Origin of the sequence: Thioalkalivibrio sp. ALE23 (genome assembly GCF_000378545.1) — a bacterium.
Lineage (GTDB): Bacteria > Pseudomonadota > Gammaproteobacteria > Ectothiorhodospirales > Ectothiorhodospiraceae > Thioalkalivibrio.
The window spans coordinates 1-1745 of record NZ_KB900074.1 but is presented as its reverse complement, the minus strand read 5'-3'; the positions used below and the strand labels follow the sequence as shown (position 1 = coordinate 1745).

3 protein-coding genes are annotated in these 1745 nt (G+C 59.0%); all 3 read right to left on the bottom strand.

The genetic code is table 11. The annotated features are described in order from the left end of the window. Positions 1-12: 12 nt before the first annotated feature. Positions 13-507 carry a hypothetical protein gene (locus F573_RS14510; RefSeq protein WP_019023096.1) on the bottom strand — a complete coding sequence of 165 codons (495 nt, stop codon included), beginning with the start codon at positions 505-507 and terminating at the stop codon, positions 13-15. Positions 508-748: 241 nt separating this feature from the next. Next, positions 749-1453 carry a hypothetical protein gene (locus tag F573_RS0113890; RefSeq protein WP_019023095.1) on the bottom strand — a complete coding sequence of 235 codons (705 nt, stop codon included), beginning with the start codon at positions 1451-1453 and terminating at the stop codon, positions 749-751. A gap of 30 nt (positions 1454-1483) precedes the next feature. Further along, positions 1484-1666, bottom strand: coding sequence for a hypothetical protein (locus F573_RS0113885; RefSeq protein WP_019023094.1), 183 nt, complete (start codon positions 1664-1666; stop codon positions 1484-1486). Positions 1667-1745: the final 79 nt, after the last annotated feature.

Sequence of the window (1745 nt, the reverse complement as noted above, 5' to 3'; positions counted from 1 at the left end):
AGGGCAGGGCGCTTAGTCCTCGGACTCGGCCTGCATTTTGGCTTCCGCCTTTTCCGTCTCGATGTACGCCCAAACCCGCTGGGTGCGATCCCTTTCGTCCATCTGCGGCCAACGTTCTTCCACGTCCGAGAAGAACGGGGCCGCGACATCACCGGATGTCACACCGATGTTGGTCTGCAGCTTCTCCAGCGCATCATCGAAGGCCGGGTCGTTGATGTCTTCCACTCGCGCAGCCGCTTCAACCATCTGCCGAATCTCGGGATCGCTTTCGAATTCCCCGGGGTCCGGCAGCTCCTCGAAGAAATCGGGCTCGGAACCGGCCGCCAGCAGCCCGTATGCGGCTTCCAGCGGCGACAGCTCTTCAGAGGGGATATCCTGCGTGTCCGCCACCACATCGCCCGTTTCCGCGTCTTCCACCAGATGATTCAGCGGTTTCTGGAGGTCGTCTGCACCCTTCGCATAGAAGGTGACGGTGAACGTCTTTCGATAGTACGTATTCGTGGACATGGGTGTTTTCTCCTTCCGGCTTCGAGCCGGGTCCGTGGGTTCGATTTCAAGCTATCAGAAAACGGGCGCCTGTCGATTTTTCCGCTCGACTCAGACGGAACGCTGCACTCCAAAATCCCATCGAGGGTTGCACATCGAGCGGCGAGGGGCGGACACAGGAAAGGCTGGCGGAAGGGATCCGCCAGCCGCGCCACCCGGAATTCGGGTCGGTCGGTTCAGGGTGAGACCCCTGTTTCGGGGTTCAGAACCCGTAGATCCTCCCGCCGAACTGCCGCAACTGACCCTCCATAGATTCAGCATGCTTCCCGAAAATCTCCTTTACCCGGGGTGCTGCGTCCGCTTCGTTGCCGTATTCGTCCTGATAAAGGATTTCCCCGCCACTCTCGCGGGTCCACTTCACCCGGTTCAACGCATCGAACAGGGCCTTCCCCACCGGGTGACGGCGCGCTCGTTCAATCACATGCCTTCCTTGCTCTACATCCCATGTGACCGTTCGTTGCTCCGCGTCGAATCCGATCGAAGCATCTTCCGCCAGATGGATGCGCGGGTTGGCTTCACGCAGGCCGATCGGGGCCATTCGAGGATCGTTGTCCAACGCTTTGCGCGTCGGCTTGCGCGGCTTGCGATTCGGGTTCGGAAGACCCTTAGCATCGGTGTACCAGCCCATCAAGCTCTTGATTTTGCCGGCCTCTTCAACGTGGTCCGACCCAAGAACCTTCATTGCCATATAGATCACCAGCCGTTCGTAGCCCGTCCAACCCGGCGTACGAAAGTCCTCCGGGATCTGAGGGGTTGGTTTTTCTCCCATACGCGTATGGATCGACTGGGCCAATCGCAGCATGCGATCGACGTATTCGTTATGCGCCTGAACCACGGCTCGGCGGACCTTCGTAAACTCGGTTTTCGGGAGTTTGATCGTGCCGCTCTCCTGTTCCCAATGCCCCATACTTCACACCTCTTGATTGTCGTGTTCAGGTCAGCTGGATTCACCTGTATCCCCACCTTCGAGCGCGTTGTAGCGCGCCAGGTCGAGACGGTCGATCGCGACTTCTTCGTCGGGTTGCTGTTCCGGATCCAGATCGTGCTCCCGGATGAACTGGTCGTAGCTCACCTCGGAGAGACGTTCCTGAGCGCCTTTCGCGGTGGTTACGATCATCATGGGTGCTTTCTCCTTCCGGCTTCGAGCCGGGTCCGTGGGTTCGATTTCAAGCTATCAGAAAACGGTCGGCTGTCGATTT

Bases quoted from the DNA above. Each gene is read 5' to 3' on its own strand.
- F573_RS0113890 (WP_019023095.1), bottom strand. From the start codon at position 1,453: ATGGGGCATTGGGAACAGGAGAGCGGCACGATCAAACTCCCGAAAACC.
- F573_RS14510 (WP_019023096.1), bottom strand. From the start codon at position 507: ATGTCCACGAATACGTACTATCGAAAGACGTTCACCGTCACCTTCTAT.
- F573_RS0113885 (WP_019023094.1), bottom strand. From the start codon at position 1,666: ATGATGATCGTAACCACCGCGAAAGGCGCTCAGGAACGTCTCTCCGAG.